18 protein-coding genes and 1 pseudogene are annotated in these 20066 nt (G+C 73.0%); 8 read left to right on the top strand and 11 right to left on the bottom strand.

Annotation, left to right across the window (positions count from 1 at the left end; genetic code table 11):
• Nucleotides 1-29: 29 nt before the first annotated feature.
• A complete protein-coding gene (locus AB0P03_RS03820) occupies nucleotides 30-2147 on the bottom strand; it encodes a YbdK family carboxylate-amine ligase (protein WP_363627730.1) in 2118 nt (705 codons plus the stop codon).
• Nucleotides 2148-2447: 300 nt separating this feature from the next.
• Here AB0P03_RS03820 and AB0P03_RS03815 point away from each other — a divergent pair, with 300 nt between their 5' ends.
• Nucleotides 2448-2783 (top strand): hypothetical protein, encoded by a 336-nt coding sequence (locus AB0P03_RS03815; protein WP_363622689.1) that lies wholly within the window; start codon nucleotides 2448-2450, stop codon nucleotides 2781-2783.
• A 55-nt stretch (nucleotides 2784-2838) separates the two neighbouring features.
• On the opposite strand, the pseudogene AB0P03_RS03810 reads toward AB0P03_RS03815, so the two are convergent.
• Nucleotides 2839-3252, bottom strand: a pseudogene (locus tag AB0P03_RS03810) (DJ-1/PfpI family protein); the annotation flags it as partial.
• A 78-nt stretch (nucleotides 3253-3330) separates the two neighbouring features.
• Between AB0P03_RS03810 and AB0P03_RS03805 the strand changes: the two are divergent.
• Complete coding sequence (locus AB0P03_RS03805) at nucleotides 3331-3987, top strand: HemK2/MTQ2 family protein methyltransferase (RefSeq protein ID WP_363584385.1); 657 nt, start codon at nucleotides 3331-3333, stop codon at nucleotides 3985-3987.
• Nucleotides 3971-4243, top strand: a complete 273-nt coding sequence (locus AB0P03_RS03800) for a CDGSH iron-sulfur domain-containing protein (RefSeq protein WP_363627729.1) — start codon at nucleotides 3971-3973, stop codon at nucleotides 4241-4243. The genes AB0P03_RS03805 and AB0P03_RS03800 overlap by 17 nt, the downstream gene beginning before the upstream one ends.
• On the opposite strand, the gene AB0P03_RS03795 is transcribed toward AB0P03_RS03800, so the two are convergent.
• Nucleotides 4217-5164: an iron-containing redox enzyme family protein gene (locus tag AB0P03_RS03795; RefSeq protein ID WP_363627728.1), complete on the bottom strand. Its 948-nt coding sequence runs from the start codon at nucleotides 5162-5164 to the stop codon at nucleotides 4217-4219. The genes AB0P03_RS03800 and AB0P03_RS03795 overlap by 27 nt on opposite strands.
• Nucleotides 5161-5466 (bottom strand): hypothetical protein, encoded by a 306-nt coding sequence (locus AB0P03_RS03790; protein ID WP_363584379.1) that lies wholly within the window; start codon nucleotides 5464-5466, stop codon nucleotides 5161-5163. Before AB0P03_RS03790 ends, AB0P03_RS03795 begins: the two co-directional genes overlap by 4 nt.
• 205 nt (nucleotides 5467-5671) lie before the next feature.
• Between AB0P03_RS03790 and AB0P03_RS03785 the strand changes: the two genes are divergently transcribed.
• The gene (locus AB0P03_RS03785) at nucleotides 5672-6328 is read left to right on the top strand and encodes a DedA family protein (RefSeq protein WP_363627727.1); all 657 of its coding nucleotides are present in this window, start codon (nucleotides 5672-5674) and stop codon (nucleotides 6326-6328) included.
• A gap of 99 nt (nucleotides 6329-6427) precedes the next feature.
• On the opposite strand, the gene AB0P03_RS03780 is transcribed toward AB0P03_RS03785, so the two are convergent.
• Nucleotides 6428-6904 (bottom strand): DNA starvation/stationary phase protection protein, encoded by a 477-nt coding sequence (locus AB0P03_RS03780; RefSeq protein WP_363584375.1) that lies wholly within the window; start codon nucleotides 6902-6904, stop codon nucleotides 6428-6430.
• 386 nt (nucleotides 6905-7290) lie between these two features.
• Here AB0P03_RS03780 and AB0P03_RS03775 point away from each other — a divergent pair, with 386 nt between their 5' ends.
• Both AB0P03_RS03775 and AB0P03_RS03770 read left to right on the top strand, forming a co-directional pair.
• Nucleotides 7291-7692, top strand: a complete 402-nt coding sequence (locus AB0P03_RS03775) for an SsgA family sporulation/cell division regulator (RefSeq protein ID WP_363584373.1) — start codon at nucleotides 7291-7293, stop codon at nucleotides 7690-7692.
• 238 nt (nucleotides 7693-7930) lie between these two features.
• Nucleotides 7931-8086 carry a DUF6131 family protein gene (locus tag AB0P03_RS03770; RefSeq protein WP_363584371.1) on the top strand — a complete coding sequence of 52 codons (156 nt, stop codon included), beginning with the start codon at nucleotides 7931-7933 and terminating at the stop codon, nucleotides 8084-8086.
• A gap of 192 nt (nucleotides 8087-8278) precedes the next feature.
• Here AB0P03_RS03770 and AB0P03_RS03765 read toward each other — a convergent pair whose 3' ends face one another.
• Nucleotides 8279-9643: a threonine/serine exporter family protein gene (locus AB0P03_RS03765; RefSeq protein ID WP_363622673.1), complete on the bottom strand. Its 1365-nt coding sequence runs from the start codon at nucleotides 9641-9643 to the stop codon at nucleotides 8279-8281.
• 565 nt (nucleotides 9644-10208) lie between these two features.
• Here AB0P03_RS03765 and AB0P03_RS03760 point away from each other — a divergent pair.
• Nucleotides 10209-11831: a ubiquinol-cytochrome c reductase cytochrome b subunit gene (locus AB0P03_RS03760; protein ID WP_363627726.1), complete on the top strand. Its 1623-nt coding sequence runs from the start codon at nucleotides 10209-10211 to the stop codon at nucleotides 11829-11831.
• A gap of 45 nt (nucleotides 11832-11876) precedes the next feature.
• Here AB0P03_RS03760 and AB0P03_RS03755 read toward each other — a convergent pair whose 3' ends face one another.
• The 5 genes from AB0P03_RS03755 to AB0P03_RS03735 form a co-directional block, all read right to left on the bottom strand.
• Nucleotides 11877-12266 (bottom strand): cytochrome c oxidase subunit 4, encoded by a 390-nt coding sequence (locus AB0P03_RS03755; RefSeq protein WP_363584365.1) that lies wholly within the window; start codon nucleotides 12264-12266, stop codon nucleotides 11877-11879.
• On the bottom strand, nucleotides 12263-13942 hold the full coding sequence (gene ctaD, locus AB0P03_RS03750; protein ID WP_363627725.1) for a cytochrome c oxidase subunit I: 1680 nt from the start codon (nucleotides 13940-13942) through the stop codon (nucleotides 12263-12265). Before ctaD ends, AB0P03_RS03755 begins: the two co-directional genes overlap by 4 nt.
• 264 nt (nucleotides 13943-14206) lie before the next feature.
• On the bottom strand, nucleotides 14207-14686 hold the full coding sequence (locus AB0P03_RS03745) for an ATP-binding protein (RefSeq protein WP_363622669.1): 480 nt from the start codon (nucleotides 14684-14686) through the stop codon (nucleotides 14207-14209).
• A 141-nt stretch (nucleotides 14687-14827) separates the two neighbouring features.
• Nucleotides 14828-15223: an STAS domain-containing protein gene (locus AB0P03_RS03740; protein WP_363627724.1), complete on the bottom strand. Its 396-nt coding sequence runs from the start codon at nucleotides 15221-15223 to the stop codon at nucleotides 14828-14830.
• A gap of 114 nt (nucleotides 15224-15337) precedes the next feature.
• On the bottom strand, nucleotides 15338-16282 hold the full coding sequence (locus AB0P03_RS03735; RefSeq protein WP_363627723.1) for an RNA polymerase sigma factor SigF: 945 nt from the start codon (nucleotides 16280-16282) through the stop codon (nucleotides 15338-15340).
• A 313-nt stretch (nucleotides 16283-16595) separates the two neighbouring features.
• Between AB0P03_RS03735 and AB0P03_RS03730 the strand changes: the two genes are divergently transcribed.
• Entirely contained in the window at nucleotides 16596-20045 is a 3450-nt protein-coding gene (locus AB0P03_RS03730; RefSeq protein WP_363627722.1) for a HAMP domain-containing protein, read from the top strand.
• Nucleotides 20046-20066 lie beyond the last annotated feature (21 nt).

The following is a 20066-nucleotide window of genomic DNA, read 5'->3' as shown; positions in this document are numbered from 1 at the left end:
GCAGTGCCCGCAGTGCGCGCGTACGGCGCTCACAGCCCGGGCGCGTACGGCGCGATGCCGACGATGAGGATGTCGCGGCAGCCGTCGCCCCCGTCGTCGCCGAGGCGGACCGGACCGACGTAGTGGCTGACGCGCCGGTCGTGGACGCCGTACCCGTCCAGCGGTTCGGTCAGGACGAAGCGGGTGTGGATGGCGTCGGCGGGCAGCGCGTCGGGTTGTCGGCCGGCGCTCTCCGGGGTGGCGATGACGTTCTCGCCCCCCTCGATGTTCCGGCGGCCGACGAGGTGGGCGAAGGTGAACGTGGCCGGTGAACCGCCGTCCTGGTGAAGGCAGTTCGGCGAGGACACCGCGACCTGGCCCCGGTCCTGCACGCCGAGCGCGATCAGGTGGATGCCGACGTAGACGGGCACGCGGTGCAGGTCCTCCAGCCACAGGGCGTGGTCGAGGTCGGCGCGGACGAGGGCGTCGAGCAGCCGGTTGCCGTGCAGGGCGGGCGGGATGTCGGGCAGCCGGCGGCGCATCCGGGGGTACTCGGGGTTGTGCTCGTCCTGCCAGTACTCGGTGACGGTGCCGAACTCGCCGTCGGGGGCACCGGGGATGTAGGACAGCACACCGGTCCAGGGCAGGTAGACGGCGTGCGAGTAGCGGCGGAACCGGTTGGTCTCCCGCGCGTACGGGTCCGGGGGCAGGTCCCGGTAGGCGTCGGCGAGCCGGGCGAAGTCCTCCGCCAGTGCCTCGGGGTCGACGCCGAGGTCGGCGGCGCTCAGGCGGGCGTAGCCGTCGCGGCGCACCAGGCCGCCCCGTTCGGGGGTGCGGCCGTTCGGGTTCGGGGTGGCGTGCATCGGCTTCCCAAGGGGTTCGCGGGCGGCCGTCGGCGCGGGTCCGTCCCCCGGCCGCTCCCTGCCGGCTCCCTCCAAGCTGGCACGCCCGTCGCGGCCGCGCCGCAGTGGGGTCCGCCAGGCGGGTGACTGCGGCGGGGCGGCGTCCGGGGGGATCATGCAGCTCGCCAGGTCGTCCACCACCGCCGGCAGGCCTCCGGCGCGGTGTGCGGCGCGTTGGCGGTGGGCGCCGCTGCCCCGGGTGGCGAGCCGGTCGACGAAGGCGGTGACCCGTTCCAGGTCCCCCATGTCCTCCAATGCGGCGCCGATGTGCTCCAGCAGCCGCCGTGCGCGTTCCGGGGCGGGCAGCATCCGTCCGGTCAGGGCGTCCGTCCCCCGCCCCGGCCAGCCGTCGCGGGTGGCGTACCAGTAGGCGCCGCGCAGCAGCTCACCGCTCAGCCGGGGGCCCTGGTCGCCGTGCTCCGCCAAACGGGCGGAGGTCACCACCAGTCCCCGGACGACGGCCGCCAGGGCCACGGAGTCGACCGCCTCGGCCGGAACGTCCATGCACCGTACTTCCAGGGTCGGCAGGTTCGGGTGCGGGCGGGTGTCCCAGAACGGCAGCTCGGCGAAGGACATTCCACCGACGTCCGCCATGGCGGTGGCGAAGCGCCGGTAGTCGTCGAAGGATTCGACCCTCGGCGGCGGCCCGAGACCGGGGAACCGCAGGCGCAGCACCGACCGCCAGCTCGCGTACGCGGTGTCCCGTCCGGCGTGGAAGGGCGAGTTGGCGCTCATCTCGACCAGCAGCGGCAGCCATGGCCGCAGATGGTTACCGACCAGGGCCGCCACCTCCCGGTCGGGCAGGAACACGTGGACGTGCAGGGCGCAGACGGCGAAGTCATCCATCATCGTCCGGAACAGTTTCACCCCGTCGCGGTACCGGGGGTGATCGCCCACCGGCGCCACGTCGCCGCCGATCACGGGCGTCGCGCTGGGACAGACCTTCAGGTTCTCGGCCGTCGCGCACGCGGCCAGTTCGCGGCGCAGTCGCGTCAGCTCGGCGGACAGGTCCTCCATCGTGCTGCACGGCGGTGTCCGCACCTCGATCTGGAGGTCCGTGAACTCCCCGGACACCAGCTCCCCCAGCACGCCGGCGGCGCGGGCGGCCAGCCCCGGCCCGGCGGGCACCGCGGCGCGGGTGGCGGCGTCCACGAGGAAGTACTCCTCCTCCACCCCCACCGTCGGCGTCGGCTGCCGGCCGCGCCCCGCACCGTCCGGCACGGGCCGCCGGGAGCCTTCCGCGCGTACCGCGTCGCTGCCGTCCACCCCACCAGCGTCACTCCCCCGGCCCGCGCCGTCATCCCGTATCTGCCGTCATCCCGTACCTGCCATCGGTCCGGCCGCCGCGGAGGTCCCGAAGGATGTGGCCCCGCGGACGAACGCGACGGCGCCGACCGCCGCCACGCCGGTCGGGGCGCCCACGGGGGCACCGGGGTGCCAGGCCTCACCACGCGTCGCCAAGGCCGTTGGAAGCAGGGTCGGGACCCGTCCGCCGGAGGTGGCCCGGGCTGGTCCGGATGCCACCGAGCGGGTGCGGCGGACCGGCCCAGCAGCGACGTTGAGAAGATGGACATCGTCGTCGTACTTGAGCTAGACATGCCGACCAACGTGCGGCTCCTCGGCCCCGACCACACCCCGGCGGACCCGGAGAGCCCGGTGCGCCGCGTGCACGCCGCCCCCGCGGAAGCCTCGGGCACCTGCGGCCGCCGCACCCTGTGCGGCCTGGACACCGACGGAATGACCCTCGCCCCGCACCGCTACGCCCACCAACCTCCAGCGCACTGGCTCACCTGCAGCACGTGCCAGGCCGCCAGACAGGGCCCCGCACCCGACGCCACCGGAGCAGCCGCCCAGGACCACCACGAGGACGACGCCCACCCGGCGGAAACCGCCGCGCGCTGAGCACCGCACCCACCGCGTCGAGCGTGCGGGCGGCGGCCGACGGCCGGTCGCCTCCTCAGCGCGAGCCGACCGCTTCGGACCGTGTGCGCAGCGCGGCGTCGACGCCCCGCAGGAAGTGTTCGAGGTCGTCGGGGTTGCGCGAGGTCACCAGCCGCCAGCCGTCGGCATCGTCCGTGACCAGAGGTTCGTCCGTCCAGGTGGCACCAGCGTTGGCGAGGTCGGTGCGCACGGAGGGGTAGGAGGTGAGCCGCTTGCCGTACGCGACGCCCGCCTCGGCCGGCAGCCACGGCCCGTGGCAGATGGCGGCGACGGGACGCCCGTCGACGGTGAAGGCGACGGGACGTCCAGCGACGGTGAAGGCGAGCACGGTGTGGACGGCCGCCTCGCGGAGCCGGAGGGTGTCCGCGGTGATGGTGCCGCCCGGGACGAGCAGCAGGTCGTAGCCGGCGTGGTCCACCTCGTCGAGGGTGTGCACGGAGGTGTGCGGGTCCGGCAGGTGTGCGGGTCCGGCAGGTGTGAACGGCGCCGGTGCGGGAAGCCGCCCGGCATGCTGCTGCTGCGACCACCGGGGGTCTATCCGCCGCAGGGGGACACCGAACTGCTGGCCGCCTGTGTGCGCCGGGAGCCGCTGGACGGCTCCAGCCGGGTGCTCGACCTGTGCACGGGGACGGGCGCCGTCGCGCTCGCGGCCGCGCGCAGCGGGGCACGGGTCACGGCGGTCGACCTGTCCGCCCGTGCCGTCGCGGCCGCCTGGTGCAACTCCCGCCTGCACCACCGCCGGATCCGGCTGCACCGGGGCGACCTGCTGGCTCCGCTCTCCGGTGGCCGCTTCGACCTGGTGACCGCCAATCCCCCGTACCTCCCCACCGACCCCGGCAAGGGGTCTCCTGGCCGCGGCGCGGCCCTGGCCTGGGACGCCGGCCCGGACGGGCGGCTGGTCCTGGACCGGATCTGCCGGACGACTCCCCGCGTGCTGGCCGCCGGCGGCGTGCTGCTGATCGTGCAGTCCGCGCTCGCGGACGTCCCGGAAACCCTGGCGCTCCTGCGCGCGGCCGGGCTGCGCACGAGCGTGGCGGCGCGGCAGCGGCAGCCCTTCGGGCCGGTGCTGACGGCCCGCGCCGCCCTGTTCGAGCGACTCGGGCTGATCGGGCCGGGCGAGCGCGAGGAGGAGCTGGCGGTGGTGCGCGGTGTTCGCGAACGCTGACCGGGACGTCACCCGGGTGGTCGTCGTGCCGGGCGGTCCCCTGCTGGTCGAGGGCCCGGTGGAGGTGGTCCTGCCGGACGGCACCCGGCGGGTCTCCGAGCGCCCGGTGGTGGCCCTGTGCGCCTGCCGGCGCAGCCGGACGTATCCGTTCTGCGACACCAGCCACCGGCGGCACGGCCGCCCACCGCAAGGCTCGGGAGCACAAGAAGGCTCAGGAGCACGGCACGGCTCAGGAGGAGGAGTCGGCGAGGGGTGAGCGCAGGGAGGTCCGTCCGGCGCGCCAGCAGCCGAGCAGGTGGTCGGCGAAGCGGCGGTCGGCCGTCCCGGCGGCGGCGATGCCGAAGGCGATGTCCGGCGCCGACTCCGGTTCGGCGGCGAGCAGTTCCTCGATGACCCCGCGGCGCACCAGTTGCTCGTGGACGGCGTCGGCCTCGATGTGTTCGCGGTAGAACAGCGTGCCGTCCTGGCCGCCACCCAGGCGTTCCAGCGCGGCGGCCAGGCGGGCCGAGCCGGGGGAGGAGGTGATCTCGATGGCGGCGAACTGCCCGATGGCGGCGCCGCGCAGCACGCGGTGCAGGCCGAACAGCGTCATCAGGTTGACCGTCGCCAGCATGGGCGCGGGGACGACGTCCAGGTAGTGGCCGTACTCGGGGTCGAGGCCGAAGGCGGTCATCATCCGGGCGAACAGCAGGCAGTGCGCCCGCTCCGGGCGTCCGGCGCCGTACTCGTCGTAGGCGATCGCCATCAGCACCGCCTGGGCCGGCCCGTGGATCCTCGGCAGGACCCACAGTTGCGGATCGGCCTCCTTGAGGTGGTAGACGGACCGGTGCACCAGGTACTCCCGGGCGTGGTGGCGCTCGCCCTCGGCCAGCAGGAAGTGCGAGGGCCCGGTACCCTCGGGCGGCTGCGTGAGCAGTTGCTCCAGCACCTCGGGCAACGCCGGTACGGGTTCCGTCTCGGCGCGCACCCTCGCCAGGAACGATCGCTCCAGTTCCCGTCGCAGGGCGAGCAGTTCCGGCTCCCACTCCCAGCCGGGGTGGACGCCCGGCAGGCCCCGGTCGTGGAGCTCGTAGCACAGGTGCAGCGCGAGCTGGTGGTCCTCTCCCCAGGGGTCGTGGAGCGGGCCCGGTGGCGCGAGCAGCCGTCCGGCGCCGGGCGGGCCTGGCAGGCCGCTCATCCGCCGCTCCCCCGGCCATCGGCGCAGGCGCAGAGCACGGCGAAGGCGACCGCGAGGGTCAGCGCCCAGCAGCCCGTGAAGGCCCACAGGACAGGTGGCTCCGCCGTCCGGAGTCCGGCCGCGAGCAGGCCGAGCGACAGCAGAGCGAGCCCGAGAACAGGGCCCGGCCGTACCCCGCGCATCATGTCCCAGGCCCTGCTGCGCAGTCCGAGGCCGAACCTGTGCAGCCGTGCTTCCAGGACGCGGTCGCGGCGCAGCTCCCGTTCGATCCCGAGCAGCGCCTCCTGCTCGCGTCCGTCCATGGTGCGTCCTCCTCGCGGGGTCATCCGTCGTGGTCCGGCGGAGCGGCTACCCGGGAAGCGCGAAGGCTAACGCCGCCGCCGGCAGCGCGGCCTGCCGGAGGAGGGCCGCCCGCCCGCCGAGGAGCACTGCGTGCGGGACCGCCCGCCGTTACATTGAGGCGCAGGGGGCGGCAGAAGGGGTGGGAGATCCCGAACGGGGTGGCTGATGCACTCGATCACCGACTGGCTGGACGGCCTGTCCGGCCCGATCGTGTACGCGGTCGTCGCCGCCCTCGTCTTCGCCGAGGACGCCCTCTTCTTCAGCTTCCTCATCCCCGGCGAGAGCGCCGCCGTCCTCGGCGGTTTCCTCGCCCACCAGGGCAGGGTGTCCATCGGCTGGCTGGTCCTCGCCGTGGTCTGCGCGGCCGTCCTGGGGGACTCCGTCGCCTACGAGATCGGCCGCCACATCGGCCCGGCGGTCCTCGACACGCGCATGCTGCGGCGTCATGAGGAGCAGGTCGACAAGGCCCGTGACCTGATCCGCCGACGGGGGCCGGCGGCCGTCTTCTTCGGCCGCTTCGTCGCCTTCTTCCGCCCCGTGGTGCCCACGCTGGCCGGCGTCTCCCGCATGCCGTACCGCCGTTTCCTCCTCTTCAACGCCCTCGGCGGCCTCGCCTGGGGCGTCGGGTTCACCCTCCTCGGCTACTTCGCCGGGGCCGCCTACACCAAGGTCGAGGGCACGGTCGGCGGCGTCGTCGCCGCCCTGCTCGCCGCGGTGGTCGTCATCGCCCTCGTCGTCTGGCGCGTGCGCCGCCACAGGTCCTCAGCCCGTACGCGGTCCCGCCGTACGCAGTCCCGCGAGGCCCGGGACGAGAAGCACTGACGGCCGGACCGCCCAACTGACCTCACCGCGCGCGCAGGGGGCCGGGACCCGCCCCCGCCCCGATCCCGGCCCCGGCCCGTCGCGGTCGGCAGGGCCCCGTCAGTGCTGGTTCTCGGCCTGGAACATCCAGCTGTGCTTCTCCAGCTCGGCCGTGAGTCCGATCAGGAGGTCCTGACTGACGGGATCCGCCGGGCCGGTCTCGTCGATGCGCACCCGCATCCGTTCGATCACGGCGGCGAAGGCCTTCACCAGGTTCTGGACGGCCGTCACGTCGGCCGTCCAGCCCTCGGGGAAGTCGGGCAGGTTGCTGGTGGCGGCGATCGTGGCGGCCCGTCCGTCCGGGCTGACCCCGATCGCGGCGGCACGCTCGGCCACCTGGTCGGCGTAGTCGCGCGCGGTGGCGACCACGTCGTCGAGCTGGAGGTGGACGGAGCGGAACCGGGGCCCGTAGAGGTTCCAGTGCGTCTGCTTCGCCACCAGGGACAGGTCCAGCAGGTCGACCAGGGTGCCTTGGAGGGCCTCCCCGGTCGTCTTGCGTTCGCTGTCCGGCAGCGGGCTGCTGATGACGATACCCATCGCTGAGTTCCTTCCGGGTCGGGGGAGCCGTCGGCCGGCCCCCGCGGTGCTGGCGGGCCCTCCACCCGGCGGTTCGGCCTCGACGGGCCGTCTCGGATTCCGGAGGACGGTGCTCCGAGGCGCCGGGGCGTCCGGGACGAGGACGAACGACCGGCCGGGCAGCGGGACCACGCGGCGGCTGCCCCTTCTCGCCGGACGGAAACCACCCGCCTCGCGCCGGGAACCGCGCCGGAACGTTCCGCACGCGATCGAACACGCCGCGTCCGGCGGGTTTCCGGGATCAGGGCCATGAATCGGCCCGGGGCGGGTAGCCGAGCGCTGCCGCCGCCGGCGCTCGGTGCCGCTGCGGGCAACCAGGCGCCACTGCCAGAAACGGAGTCCGTCGCATGACCGTCGTCACCTCCTGGTCCACCGCCGTCACGCTGCCCGAAGGCCCGTTCCCCGATGTGACCGTCGAGGCGCAACTGCGCTTCGACACCTCGCTGCCGTACGCGGTGTGCCTGGTCTTCCCGCCCCTCGGGGGCGGCGGGGAGGCGCGGTGGGTCTTCGCGCGTGACCTGCTGAACGAGGGCCGCCACGCCCCCGCCGGCCACGGGGACGTGACGGTCGCGCCCGGGCGGGCGGGCCGGGTCCTGGTCACCCTGTGCGCCGAGAACGGCCGGGCCGTGATCAGCATCCCCGCGGACGCCGTGACGGCCTTCCTCCTCGACTCCTTCACCCTGGTACCGGCCGGCACCGAATCCGACCATCTCGACATCGACGCCGTCCTCGACCGGATCCGGTCCTGACCCGCCACGGCCGACGGCGGCGACCGCTCGGTGAAGGGCCGGGTGTGCCCGGGGAGGGAACCGAACCCATTCCGCCGCGGGCGGGATGGTTTGCCCGGCCCGCAGAGCGGTACACGCGGATCATGGGCGCGGCCGGAGAAACGACGGCTCCACCACCCCCGGACGGTTCCGGCATCACCATCGAGCGGCCGGACCGCCCCTCCTGACAACCGTCCCAGTCACCACATGGGAGGACCTCGTGATCGTCCTCGGCGTCATCCTGCTCATCGTCGGTTTCGTCACCGGGATCTCGATCCTGTGGACCATCGGCATCATCCTGGCCGTCATCGGCCTCGTCCTGTGGATCGCGGGCTCCGTCGGGCACGCCGTCGGCGGGCGTCGTCACTACTACTGATCCACTCGTCCTATTTTCTGCACCACCCGCCCCATCCCCTGAACCGCCCGTTCACCGGCTCGTGCGGCTGTCGGCCCCGGCACCACGTGGGTGCCGCCGCCGACAGCCGCACGGCGCCGTCAGCCGCACGGTGCCGCCCACCGTCCTCAACGGCAGAGGCGGCCGGCCCTCAACGGCGGTGACGGCCAGCCCTCAGCGGCGGTGACGGCCGGCGCTGCGGCCGGGCGCCGGGACCACGCCCGGGGCGGGGAGGAACAGCCGGGCGACCTCGCGGCCCAGGTTCACGCCGATCGCCACCGCCATCGCCGTGGCCGTGGCGCGCCCGACGCCGACGAGCCCGATCTCGGGCTCGCCCCGGACGAAGGCGAGCAGCCCGAAGTACAGCAACGAGCCGGGCAGCAGCGGCCCCAGTGCCGCGGTGACGTACGGCAGCGAGGAGCTTCCCCGGTAGCGGGCCATGAGCTGGCCGGACAGGCCCACCAGCCCGGCGGCGAGGCCGGTGGCCATGATGGGCTCGCCGCCGGCGTTGACCAGGACGCCGTACGTCGTCCAGCCGACCCCGCTGTTGAGCAGGACGGCCGGCAGCGTGCCCGGCTCGGTGTTGAGCAGCACCGCGAAGGTCAGGGTGAGCAGGAGCGCCGCCACCAGTTGGAGCGGCGGGTTCGACGCCGCGACCGGGACGGGCCGGGCCGCCAGGTCGGCGCCGTTGTTGACGCCGATGTAGAGCACGGTCATCACCCCGACCACCACGCCGGCCATCATGTACAGCGTTTCCATCAGGCGTGCGGCCGCGGTGAGGTAGAAGCCCGCGAGGCCGTCCTGCGCCGCCGCCACCATGGGCCATCCGGGCAGGAGCGTGTAGAGCCCTCCGGTGATCACCACCGATCCGCCCAGGTTCAGCCCGTTGAAGGACAGCAGGATGCCGATCGCCGCCGCCGGGGTCGCGGCCGTCGCGATCCGGTAGAACTCCGGGAGGTCGTGGCGTCCGACCAGCGCCGCGAGCCGGTCGCCGGCCAGTGCCGCGGCGACGGCGCTGACGAACACCAGCCAGGCCCGGGCGTCGGCCCGGCCGCCGACCAGCAGCGTCGCGGCGCCGGCCAGCAGGCCGGAGGACAGGACCAGGAGCCAGGCGGGGTAGCGGCGGCAGTGCCGGCGCACGGCCCTCAGCCGGTGGTGGGCGTCGTCGACGACGAGTCCGCCGGTCGTGATCTCGGTGACCAGCCGGAAGAGCACGGCCAGCCGCGCGTAGTCCCCGGCCGGGTGGCGCACGGACCGCTCGACCGTCACGGGTGGCTCCGAGGGGCCCGGCTGGTACGAGATCGCCACCCGGGTGAAGGTGACCTGGGGGTCACAGGGCTGGGCCCGGTAGGCCTGCGCGACGGCGAGCATGGCGGCCTCGACGTCCTCAGCGGCCTCGCCGCAGGCCAGCATCAGCTCGCCCACCAGCAGCGCGAGGTCCAGGACGGCGGCCACCGCGGCCGGCCCCGGGTCGTCCGCACCGGGTTCGCCGGTCACCAGCGGGCGGTCGGTGGTCGGGGTGCGCAGCAGCGGCAGCATCAGGTCCGGCCAGGCCGCCGTGCCGTCGGCATCGGCGGATCCGCTCTCCGCCCCGGGCGGCGCCGGCCGGCCGGGAGCTCGGCCCTCCCCGGGAGCTCGGCCTTCCCCCGGAACTCGACCTTCCCCGGGGGCGGGGGCGGCCCCGGGGGCCTCCTCCGGACTCGACTGGGGCGGGACTCTTCCGGTCCGGCTCGCCGGCCCGTCCGCCTCGGCCCGCACGCCGAACTGCTCGTGTTCCGGCATCGTCGCTCCCTGCAACACCCCCCACCTGATGACCTTTCGCACCCATTCGACTACCCGCAGCCATCATTTCGTGAACGTCTCGACCGGAGCGCGGGGGTCCGTTCACGCCCGCCGTTCGTGGGCCGACCCGCCGCGTCCAGGCCGGGGCCCGGGGGGATTCCGCAGTTCAGCGGCCTGACACCGGGGCCTGAGAGGGCGGACGGCCATCGAACCGGGGCCGTCCGGGTGAAGCCCGGGGCGGTGGGCGAGCCCCGTCCGGCCGTCCCGCCGCCACGGGATATGGCTATCGGGACACACGATCGGAGCGGACGGGAGGAGCGGCGTGCGGCTGTCGAGGTGGAGGGCGCGGGCCGGGCGGCGGGCGGAGCGGGCCGCCCGGAACACGGCGGTCGCGCTGGACCGGCGGCTGCCGCTGTTCGACGGGGCCAAGGGCCTGCTCCGGAAGGTCTTTCCCGACCACTGGTCCTTCCTGCTCGGCGAGTTGGCGCTCTACACCTTCGTGCTGCTGCTGTTGACCGGCGTCTTCCTGACGTTGTTCTTCACACCGTCCATGGCCGAGATCGTGTACGCCGGAACGTACCCGCCGCTTCGCGGGGTGCGGATGTCCCAGGCGTACGCCTCGACGCTGTCGATCAGTTTCGACGTGCGCGGCGGCCTGCTGATCCGCCAGATCCACCACTGGGCGGCGCTGGTGTTCACCGCCGCGATCTGTGCGCACCTGCTGCGCATCTTCCTCACCGGCGCGTTCCGCCGCCCCAGGGAGGTCAACTGGCTGGTGGGACTGACGCTGTTCCAGCTCGCCCTGCTGGAGGGTTTCGCGGGCTACTCGCTGCCCGACGACCTGCTCTCCGGCACCGGCCTGCGCACGGCCCAGGGCTTCATCCTGTCGGTCCCGCTGGTCGGCACCTACCTGAGCTTCTTCCTCTTCGGCGGGGAGCTTCCCGGGCACGACATCATCCCCCGCCTGTACAGCGCGCACATCCTGCTGCTGCCCGGTCTCCTGCTCGGCCTGATCACCGCGCACCTGATCCTGGTCTTCCACCTCAAGCACACCCAGTGGGCCGGGCCCGGACGCACCGACCGCAACGTCGTCGGGAAGCCCCTCTTCCCGCACTTCAGCGTCCAGACGGCGGGCCTGATGGCGATGGTCTTCGGGGTGCTGGCGCTGGCCGCCGCCCTCGCCCAGGTGAACCCGATCTGGCTGTACGGGCCCTACCGCCCCGACCAGGACTCCACCGACGCGCAGCCGGACTGGTACATGGGGTTCATCGAGGGCGCGCTGCGGCTGATGCCCGGGGCCGAGACCCGGCTGTGGGGCCACACCGTCGCCTGGAACCCGCTGATCCCGGCCGTGCTGTTCCCGCTGCTGTTCTTCGCCGCCCTGTACGGCTATCCGTTCTTCGAGCGCTGGATCACCCCGGGCAGCGGCGAGCAGCACCTGTGCGACCGCCCCCGCAACCGGCAGACCCGGACGGCGCTGGGTGTCGCCGGGACGTGCTTCTACGTCGTCCTGCTGGTCGCCGGCGGCCAGGATGTCGTCGCCCGGGCACTGGACGTGCCGGTGGAGGGCCTGAACCGGTTCCTGCGGGTGGGCCTGTTCGTCGGGCCGGTGGCGGCCTTCTGGATCACCCGGCGCCTGTGCCTGGCCTTGCAGGAGCGGGACCTCGAACGGGTGACGGAGGGCGACGAGACCGGGTTCGTGCACGAGGCCGTCGAGGGCGCCTTCCACGGCGAGCACCGGCCGCTCCCCGCCGGCCTGCGCTACACGCTGGCCCTGCACGACGCCCCGCTTCCCCTGCCGGCGCCGGGCGAGGGCGCCTCGCGGCGCGCACGGCTGCGGGCCGCCCTGAGCTCCTGGTACTACCGGGACAACGTGGAGACGGCGGTGGACGAGCCGCGGCCGGGGCCGCTCGCGCCCGCCGACGCGGGACGCTCCGAGCGGTGACGACCGACCGCTCACCACTCAGCGCTCACCGCCGACCGGCCGGACTCACTGCGCGCGCTGGGCGTGCTGGAAGACGAAGCCCAGGACGCCGGCGCCCGTCACACCCGCTCCGATGAGGAAGAGCCACAAGGCGTACACCAGCCCCAGCCCGGTGACCGCGACGCCGGCCGCGGTGAGCAGCGGGTAGTAGCTGCGCGGTGCGAAGAACTCCAGCGGCCCGGCACCGGTGACGATCTCGGCGTCGGTGCGGTCCTGCGGCCGACGGCCGCGGCGGGAGTACTGGGTCCGGAAGAAGAACGCGATCAGCGTGGACATCATGAAGGCCACGACCAGCGCCGCCTTGCCGGCCGGCTCCCGGGCGAACCAGCCGTAGATCGAAGCGGCGACGGCGAAGAACAGCGCGACGCCCGCGAACAGGTAGGACTCGGTCTTCACCGCGCGTTCTCCTCGCCTTCGAGCACCGTGCGCGAATACTCCGGGTGGTGCAGGTCGAAGGCCGGGCCTTCGGAGCGGATGCGGGGCAGGGCGTGGAAGTTGTGGCGCGGCGGCGGGCAGGAGGTCGCCCATTCCAGGGAGCGCCCGTAACCCCACGGGTCGTCCTCGGTGACCCGGACCCCGTACCTGGCGGTGCGCCACACGTTGTACAGGAAGGGCAGGGTCGACGCGCCCAGCAGGAACGCACCGACCGAGGAGACGGTGTTCAGGGTGGTGAAGCCGTCCGAGGGCAGGTAGTCGGCGTAGCGGCGCGGCATGCCCTGGGCCCCGAGCCAGTGCTGCACGAGGAAGGTGATCTGGAACGCGGGCAGCAGCATCCAGAAGTGGATCCTTCCGAGGCGTTCGTCCAGCAGCCGGCCGGTGATCTTGGGCCACCAGAAGTAGAAGCCGGCGAACATCGCGAACACGACCGTCCCGAAGAGGACGTAGTGCAGGTGGGCGACCACGAAGTAGCTGTCGGTGACGTGGAAGTCGATCGGGGGCGCGGCCAGCAGGACGCCGGTCAGCCCGCCGAGGAGGAAGGTCACCAGGAAGCCGAGGGAGAACAGCATGGGCGTCTCGAAGGAGAGCGAGCCGTTCCACAGGGTGCCGATCCAGTTGAAGAACTTCACCCCGGTCGGCACCGCGATGAGCAGCGAGGCCAGGGAGAAGAACGGCAGCAGCACCTGGCCGGTGGCGAACATGTGGTGGGCCCAGACGACCGCGGACAGCGCGGTGATCGCGATCGTGGCACCGATCAGTCCGTAGTAGCCGAAGACCGGCTTGCGGCTGAACACCGGGATGACCTCGGAGATGATGCCGAAGAACGGCAGCGCCACGATGTACACCTCGGGGTGGCCGAAGAACCAGAACAGGTGCTGCCACAGCATCGCCCCGCCGTTGGCCGGGTCGAAGACGTGGGCGCCCAGCTTGCGGTCCGCCTCCAGCGCGAACAGCGCCGCAGTCAGCGGGGTGAAGGCGAGCAGCGCGAGGATCGAGGTGAACAGCACGTTCCAGGTGAAGACCGGCATCCGGAACAGCGTCATGCCCGGTGCCCGCAGGCAGACGATGGTGGTGATGAAGTTGACGGCTCCCAGGATCGTGCTCAGACCCGCCACGATCAGCCCCACGGCCCACAGGTCGGCGCCCGTTCCCGGGCTGTGGAGCGGCCCGTTCAGCGGGGCGTAGGCGAACCAGCCGAACGACGCGGCGCCGTCGGTGGTCAGGAAGCCCCCGACCACCATCAGGCCGCCGAACAGGTACACCCAGTACGTGAACGCGTTCAGCCGGGGGAACGCCACGTCCGGGGAACCGATCTGCAGCGGCATCACGGCGTTCGCGAAACCGGCGAACGTCGGTGTGGCGAACAACAGCATCATGATCGTCCCGTGGATGGTGAACAACTGGTTGTACTGCTCGTTGCTCACCACCTGCAGTCCCGGCCGCATGAGCTCCGCGCGCATGAGCATCGCCAGCAGCCCGGCGAACAGGAAGAACCCGAACGCCGTCGTCAGGTACAGGTTGCCGATGGCCTTGTGGTCGGTCGTGCTCAACCACCGCAGCACCGCCGAGCCTTGACGCCGGCGGGCCACGCCGGGCGCCGGGCGGGCGGCGGCCCGCCGCCGGGTCTGCGCCATCCGCTTCCTCCTCCTGCCGGGGCCCGCCCGTACCCGCAGGGGAAAGACGCGGAGACGCTCGCCGGGACACACGCTGTGTCGCCATGCAATCACCCGCCGTCGCGCGGGCCCCTGAACCGGAGTCGGCGTGGCGGCCCCGACCGGGCGCGGATGACGAAGTCGGCGCACTGGTGCGATCCGGTGGGGCGCCGTCCCAGGTCAGCCACGAGTCAGCCGCGGGTCTGCGGCGGATCAGCCGCGGGTCAGCCGCGGGTCTGCGGCGGATCAGCCGCGGGTCAGCCGCGAGGCGTCGAACTCGGCCCAGATCGTCTTCCCGTGGCTGTGCGGTTCGGCGCCCCACCGGTCGGCGGTCCGCTCCACGATGAACAGGCCGTGGCCGCCGGGGAGGGCCGGGTTGTGCGGGCGGCGCGGGGTGGGCAGGGTCGGGCTGCGGTCGCTGACCTCGGCCCGCAGGCGGATCCCGGTGGCGTCCAGGACCAGTTCCAGCGGGCCGTCGCCGTGGAGCATGGCGTTGGCGACGAGTTCCGCCACCAGCAGGACGACGTCCGCGAGGGCGCCTTCGCCGGCGCCGGGCCCGGCGGCGGACGCGTACCAGTCGTCGAGGGCGCGGGCGGTGAAGGTCCTGGCGTGGGCGACCGGTTTGGGAATGCCGGACAGGGTCAGCCGCCTGCGCTGGCCGCCGACGGGCAGCACCGGGCCCGGCTGGTGCGGGTCGCCGTCCAGGGTTCCCCGGCTCATCGTCATGTGAGGACACCCTTTCGGATCGACGGCGGTCTCGCACGGTCGGTTTCCCGGCAGTTCTCGGATTATGCCCCGTGCCGGCGTCGAACCGGGGCCGGGGCGGCCGGCCCCGGGCCGAGGCCCTGGCGGCCCGAGCCGGGGCGGTCAGGCCGCCAAGGCCTCGTCGACCGAGTCGTGGATGGAGAACACCGCCTGCGCGCCGGTCAGTTCGAGGACCCGCATGACGGTCGGCGCCACGGCGGCCAAGTGCAGGTCCAGCCCCTCCTCCGCCGCCGCGAGGCGGGTCTTGAGCAGGAGGTTCAGGCCGGAGGAGTCGCAGAAGCCCACCCCGGCGAGGTCGATCACCACCGCGCCGCGGCGCTGCGCGATCACGCTGGTGAGCAGGTTGGCGGCCGAGGCGAGCGTCTCGATGTCGAGGTCGCCCACGAGGGCGCACACCACCGCGCCGGAGGCCGTGGCACGGGTCTCGACCACCAGTTCCGCGGGCCGCGGGGACGCTGCCGGCGCGGCGGCCGCCCGAATGTCGTCGATTGGCATCATCGTCGTCTCCTCCATGTCCATGCCTTCCGACCATACGGAGGTTGTGCCGGACTGCCAAACACGGGGGTGTGCGCCCGGTTCGGTCCTCCCCGGGGCTCGTGTGGCCACGCATGCTCAGTCGTCCTCCAGCCCGTCGCGCAGGTGCCGCAGGGTGCGGCTGAGCAGTCGGGAGACGTGCATCTGGGACAGCCCGAGGCGGGCGCCGATCTGCGACTGCGTCATGTCCTCGCAGAAGCGCATGGACAGGATGAGCCGTTGCCGCTCCGGCAGGTCGGCGATGAGCGGCTTGAGCGTCACCAGGTCCTCGACGAGGGCGAGGTCCCGGTCGTCCTCGCCGAGCCGGTCGCCCAGGGGGCCGGGGGCGTCGTCGTCGTTGCTGCCGCCGAGGTCCAGGGAGCCGGCGGTGTGCGCGTTCGCGGCGGTCAGCCCTTCGACGACCTCCTCGGGGGAGAGCGCGAGGTGCTCGGCGAGTTCGGCGACCGTGGGGGCCCGGTCCAGGTCCTGCGACAGGCGTTCCTGCGCCTTGGCCAGGAGGATGCGCAGTTCCTGGAGGCGCCGCGGCACGTGGACGGCCCACGTGGTGTCGCGGAAGTGGCGCCGGATCTCGCCGAGGACGGTCGGTATGGCGAAGGTGGTGAACTCGACGCCGAGGTCGGGGTCGAAGCGGTCGATGGCCTTGATCAGGCCGACCGCGCCGACCTGGAGCAGGTCCTCCTGCGGCTCGCGGTGCGAGTTGAAGCGGCGGACCGCGAACCTCACCAGGGACAGGTTCGTCTCGACCAGGGTGGCGCGGACGTAGGAGTACTCCTTCGTCCCCTCCTCCAGCGTGCGGAGCCGGCGCAGCAGCACCTTGTTGAGCTCGCGCGCGTCGGCCGGCGCGATCTCCCGCAGGTCACCGGCGTCGGCGAACTCCGGCGGGAGCAGGTCCCGAAGCCCTCCGGCGTCGGCGGGTTCCGGCAACGGCAGGTCCCGGGGCTCTCCGGCAGGAGCGGCCGTGCGGGACGGACCTCCCGTCGACGGGTGGGCGGAGGCGGGCAGTTCCCCAGTGGTCGTGGCCATCGGACTCCCTCTCTCGTGCTCTCTCGTGTCGGCGCGGTCTGCCCCCCGGTACCCCGTGTCGGCGGATCGATGCAGCCGCCCCCCGTGGAGGTTTCGTGAAGCCCGCACCGGCGCCGGGGCGCGGACGCGCGTCCGGGCGACGGGCGGGGCGTACGACCGGGTGGCAACCGTTGTCCGGCGGTGTGCGGGCTGGGGTAGCCTCCGAGGGCGGTACAACACCTGGAACGACGGCCAGGTCCCCCGGCCCGTCCTTCGGGGTGCCCACGACCGGATTCGGGCCAGTCGGCCCGGCGTTCCACGGAGGCGACGTTCGATGGCTGGCCCGACCACGTCCCGCGACTCACAGCACCGCCCGGACGAGGGGGCGGGCGCCGCGCAGGTGGGTGAGCCGGAACTGCGGCTGCTGCTGGCCGGGTTGACGGCGGTGCGCGACGGCGATTTCAGCACCAAGCTGCCGGGCGACGCGGACGGGCTGCTGGGCGAGATCGCCACGGTGTTCAACGGCATGGTCGACCAACTGTCGCGGTTCACCTCGGAGGTGACCAGGGTCGCCCGGGAGGTCGGCACCGAGGGCCGGCTCGGCGGCCAGGCCCAGGTGCCCGGAGTGTCGGGCACCTGGGAGGACCTGACCGACTCGGTCAACGCGATGGCGGGCAATCTCACCACCCAGGTGCGGGACATCGCCCAGGTCGCCACCGCGGTGGCCAAGGGGGACCTGTCGCAGAAGATCACCGTCGACGCCCGGGGCGAGATCCTGGAACTGAAGAACACCGTCAACACGATGGTCGACCAGCTGTCCTCGTTCGCCGGTGAGGTGACCCGGGTGGCGCGGGAGGTCGGTACCGAGGGCATCCTGGGCGGCCAGGCCGACGTCAAGGGCGTCTCGGGGACGTGGCGCGACCTCACGGACTCGGTGAACTTCATGGCCGGCAACCTCACCGGCCAGGTCCGCGCGATCGCCCAGGTGGCCACGGCGGTCGCGCGCGGGGACCTGTCGCAGAAGATCACCGTCACCGCGCGCGGCGAGATCCTGGAACTGAAGGAGACCATCAACACGATGGTCGACCAGCTGTCCTCCTTCGCCGACGAGGTGACCAGGGTCGCCCGGGAGGTCGGCACCGAGGGCCGGCTCGGCGGCCAGGCCGAGGTGGAGGGCGTCTCCGGCACCTGGAAGCGCCTCACCGAGAACGTCAACGAGCTGGCCGGCAACCTCACCCGGCAGGTCCGCGCGATCGCCGAGGTCACCAGCGCCGTCGCCGCCGGCGACCTCACCCGCTCGATCAGCGTGGACGCCTCCGGCGAGGTCGCCGACCTCAAGGACAACATCAACGCCATGGTCGGGTCCCTGCGCGAGACCACCCGCGCCAACGAGGAGCAGGACTGGCTCAAGACCAACCTCGCCAGCTTCTCGGCCCTGATGCAGGGCCGGCGCGACCTCGGGGTCGTCGCCGAGTCCGTCATGGACGAACTCGCCCCCCTCGTCGGCGCGCAGTGCGGCGTCTTCTACCTCGCCGAGGACAGCCCCGTCGGGACGGTGCTCCAGCTGGTCGGCTCCTACGCCTTCCCCGACGGCGAGCGCCCCACCCGCTTCCGCCTCGGCGAGTCGTTCGTCGGCCAGGCCGCCCGCAGCCGGCGCGCCATCACCGTCGACGCCCTGCCGCCGGACTACCTGGCCGCCGCCTCCGGCCTCGGCCGCACCGGGGCGCTGTCCCTGGTGGTGCTGCCCATCGTGGTCGAGGACCAGGTCCTCGGCGTCATCGAACTGGCCTCCGTCCGGCCGTTCACCCAGGTCCACCTGGACTTCCTCGACCAGCTCATGGAGACCATCGGCGTCAACGTCAACACCATCATCGCCAACGCCCGCACCGACGAGCTGCTCGACGAGTCCCAGCGGCTCACCGCCGAACTCCAGGTCCGCTCACAGGAGTTGCAGTCACGCCGGGACGAGTTGCAGGCCTCCAACGCCGAGCTGGAGGAGAAGGCCGACCTGCTGGCGGCGCAGAACCGCGACATCGAGACCAAGAACCTGGAGATCGAACAGGCCCGCCAGGAACTGGAGGAGCGCGCCCACCAGCTGTCCCTCGCCTCGAAGTACAAGTCGGAGTTCCTGGCCAACATGAGCCACGAACTGCGCACGCCGCTCAACAGCCTGCTCATCCTCGCCCAGCTGCTCGCCCAGAACCCCACCCGCAACCTGACCGCCAAGCAGGTCGAGTACGCCGGGATCATCCACTCCGCCGGCTCCGACCTGCTCCAGTTGATCAACGACATCCTCGACCTGTCCAAGGTCGAGGCCGGAAAGATGGACCTCAACGTCGAGGCGGTGCCGCTGCGCGCGCTGCTCGACTACGTCGAAGCCACCTTCCGCCCGCTGACCAGCCAGAAGAACCTCGCCTTCACGGTGCGGACGGTCCAGCAGATCCCCGCCGAACTCCTCACCGACGACTACCGGTTGCGCCAGGTGCTGCGCAACCTGCTGTCCAACGCCGTCAAGTTCACCGAGCAGGGCCGGGTCGAACTGCGCATCGAGCCCGCCGACGAGACCGACCTGCCCGACGCCGTCCGGCGCGGCGGCCCGGTACTCGCCTTCCACGTGAGCGACACCGGAGTCGGCATCGCCCCCCAGCACGTGGAGAGCGTCTTCGGCGCCTTCCAGCAGGCCGACGGCACCACCAGCCGCAAGTACGGCGGCACCGGCCTCGGGCTGTCCATCAGCCGCGAGATCGCCTACCTGCTCGGCGGCGCGATCACGGTGGAGAGCACCCTGGGCCGGGGCAGCACCTTCACCCTCTACGTCCCCGCGACCCGCCCCGACCTGGCCGAGACCGGCGCCGACGGGGCCCGCAGGACGCTGGGCACCGGTGGCACCGGCCCGTCCGAGGCCCCGGAGCGCGCCCCCTCGCCTCCCGCCGGTCAGCCGCGGCGCCTGCTCGTGGTCGAAGGCCGCCCCAACGGCCTGCTGTCCCTGGTGGCGGAGAACGCCGTCGCCGACGTCGCCCGCTCCGCCGGCGCGCAGCGCCGGGTCGAGATAGTCACCACGGTCGGTGCCCCGGAGGCCGCCACTGCGCTCGCCACCGCCCCGTACCACTGCGTCGTCCTGGAACTCGACCTGCCGGACAGCGCGGCGGCCACACTCCTGGCGGAGATGGAACGCGACCCGGCCCTGCACACCGTCCCGGTGCTGGCCCACAACAGCCGGGGCGTCACCACCGACGACGAGCACGCCGTCCGCCTGGAGGGGGAGCGGCCGCTGGAGCTCATCTCCAGCCTCGACGAGCTGCGCGAGCGCATCGCCCTCCACATGAGCGCCGACGGGCCCGGGCGCGTCCTGCCCCCGGTACGCCGCACGGACGGGAACCCCGCCCGGGGCCGCGGGGCCGACCCGGTGCTCTCCGGCCGCACCGCGCTGGTGGTCGACGACGACGACCGCAACCTCTTCGCGATCACCAGCATCCTGGAGCTGCGCGGCATGCGGGTCCTCCAGGCCGAGAACGGGCTCGCCGCGCTCGAAGCCCTCCGCGCGCACCCCGGGATCGACGTGATCCTGATGGACGTGATGATGCCCGAGATGGACGGCTACACCGCCACCGCGGCGATCCGCGCCATGCCCGAGCACGAGGGGCTGCCGATCATCGCGGTCACCGCCAAGGCCATGATCGGCGACCGGGAGAAGAGCCTGGCCTCGGGAGCCAGCGACTACATCACCAAGCCGGTCGACGCCGACGCGGTGATCGGCAGGATCAGGGACCACCTCACCCGGTAGTCGCCCTGTCCCATGCCCCCG

Origin of the sequence: Kitasatospora sp. NPDC088779, from assembly GCF_040685395.1 — a bacterium.
Classification (GTDB): Bacteria; Actinomycetota; Actinomycetes; order Streptomycetales; family Streptomycetaceae; genus Kitasatospora.
This window is presented reverse-complemented; position numbering and strand designations above follow the sequence as displayed.

Coding starts and splice junctions, on each gene's coding strand:
- AB0P03_RS03765 (WP_363622673.1), bottom strand. CDS start 9,643: ATGCTGCCGCTGCTGCGCACCCCGACCACCGACCGCCCGCTGGTGACC.
- AB0P03_RS03775 (WP_363584373.1), top strand. CDS start 7,291: ATGACCGTCGTCACCTCCTGGTCCACCGCCGTCACGCTGCCCGAAGGC.
- AB0P03_RS03785 (WP_363627727.1), top strand. CDS start 5,672: ATGCACTCGATCACCGACTGGCTGGACGGCCTGTCCGGCCCGATCGTG.
- AB0P03_RS03740 (WP_363627724.1), bottom strand. CDS start 15,223: ATGATGCCAATCGACGACATTCGGGCGGCCGCCGCGCCGGCAGCGTCC.
- AB0P03_RS03735 (WP_363627723.1), bottom strand. CDS start 16,282: ATGGCCACGACCACTGGGGAACTGCCCGCCTCCGCCCACCCGTCGACG.
- AB0P03_RS03790 (WP_363584379.1), bottom strand. CDS start 5,466: ATGGACGGACGCGAGCAGGAGGCGCTGCTCGGGATCGAACGGGAGCTG.
- AB0P03_RS03730 (WP_363627722.1), top strand. CDS start 16,596: ATGGCTGGCCCGACCACGTCCCGCGACTCACAGCACCGCCCGGACGAG.
- ctaD (WP_363627725.1), bottom strand. CDS start 13,942: ATGGCGCAGACCCGGCGGCGGGCCGCCGCCCGCCCGGCGCCCGGCGTG.
- AB0P03_RS03805 (WP_363584385.1), top strand. CDS start 3,331: ATGCTGCTGCTGCGACCACCGGGGGTCTATCCGCCGCAGGGGGACACC.
- AB0P03_RS03795 (WP_363627728.1), bottom strand. CDS start 5,164: ATGAGCGGCCTGCCAGGCCCGCCCGGCGCCGGACGGCTGCTCGCGCCA.
- AB0P03_RS03745 (WP_363622669.1), bottom strand. CDS start 14,686: ATGACGATGAGCCGGGGAACCCTGGACGGCGACCCGCACCAGCCGGGC.
- AB0P03_RS03815 (WP_363622689.1), top strand. CDS start 2,448: ATGGACATCGTCGTCGTACTTGAGCTAGACATGCCGACCAACGTGCGG.
- AB0P03_RS03780 (WP_363584375.1), bottom strand. CDS start 6,904: ATGGGTATCGTCATCAGCAGCCCGCTGCCGGACAGCGAACGCAAGACG.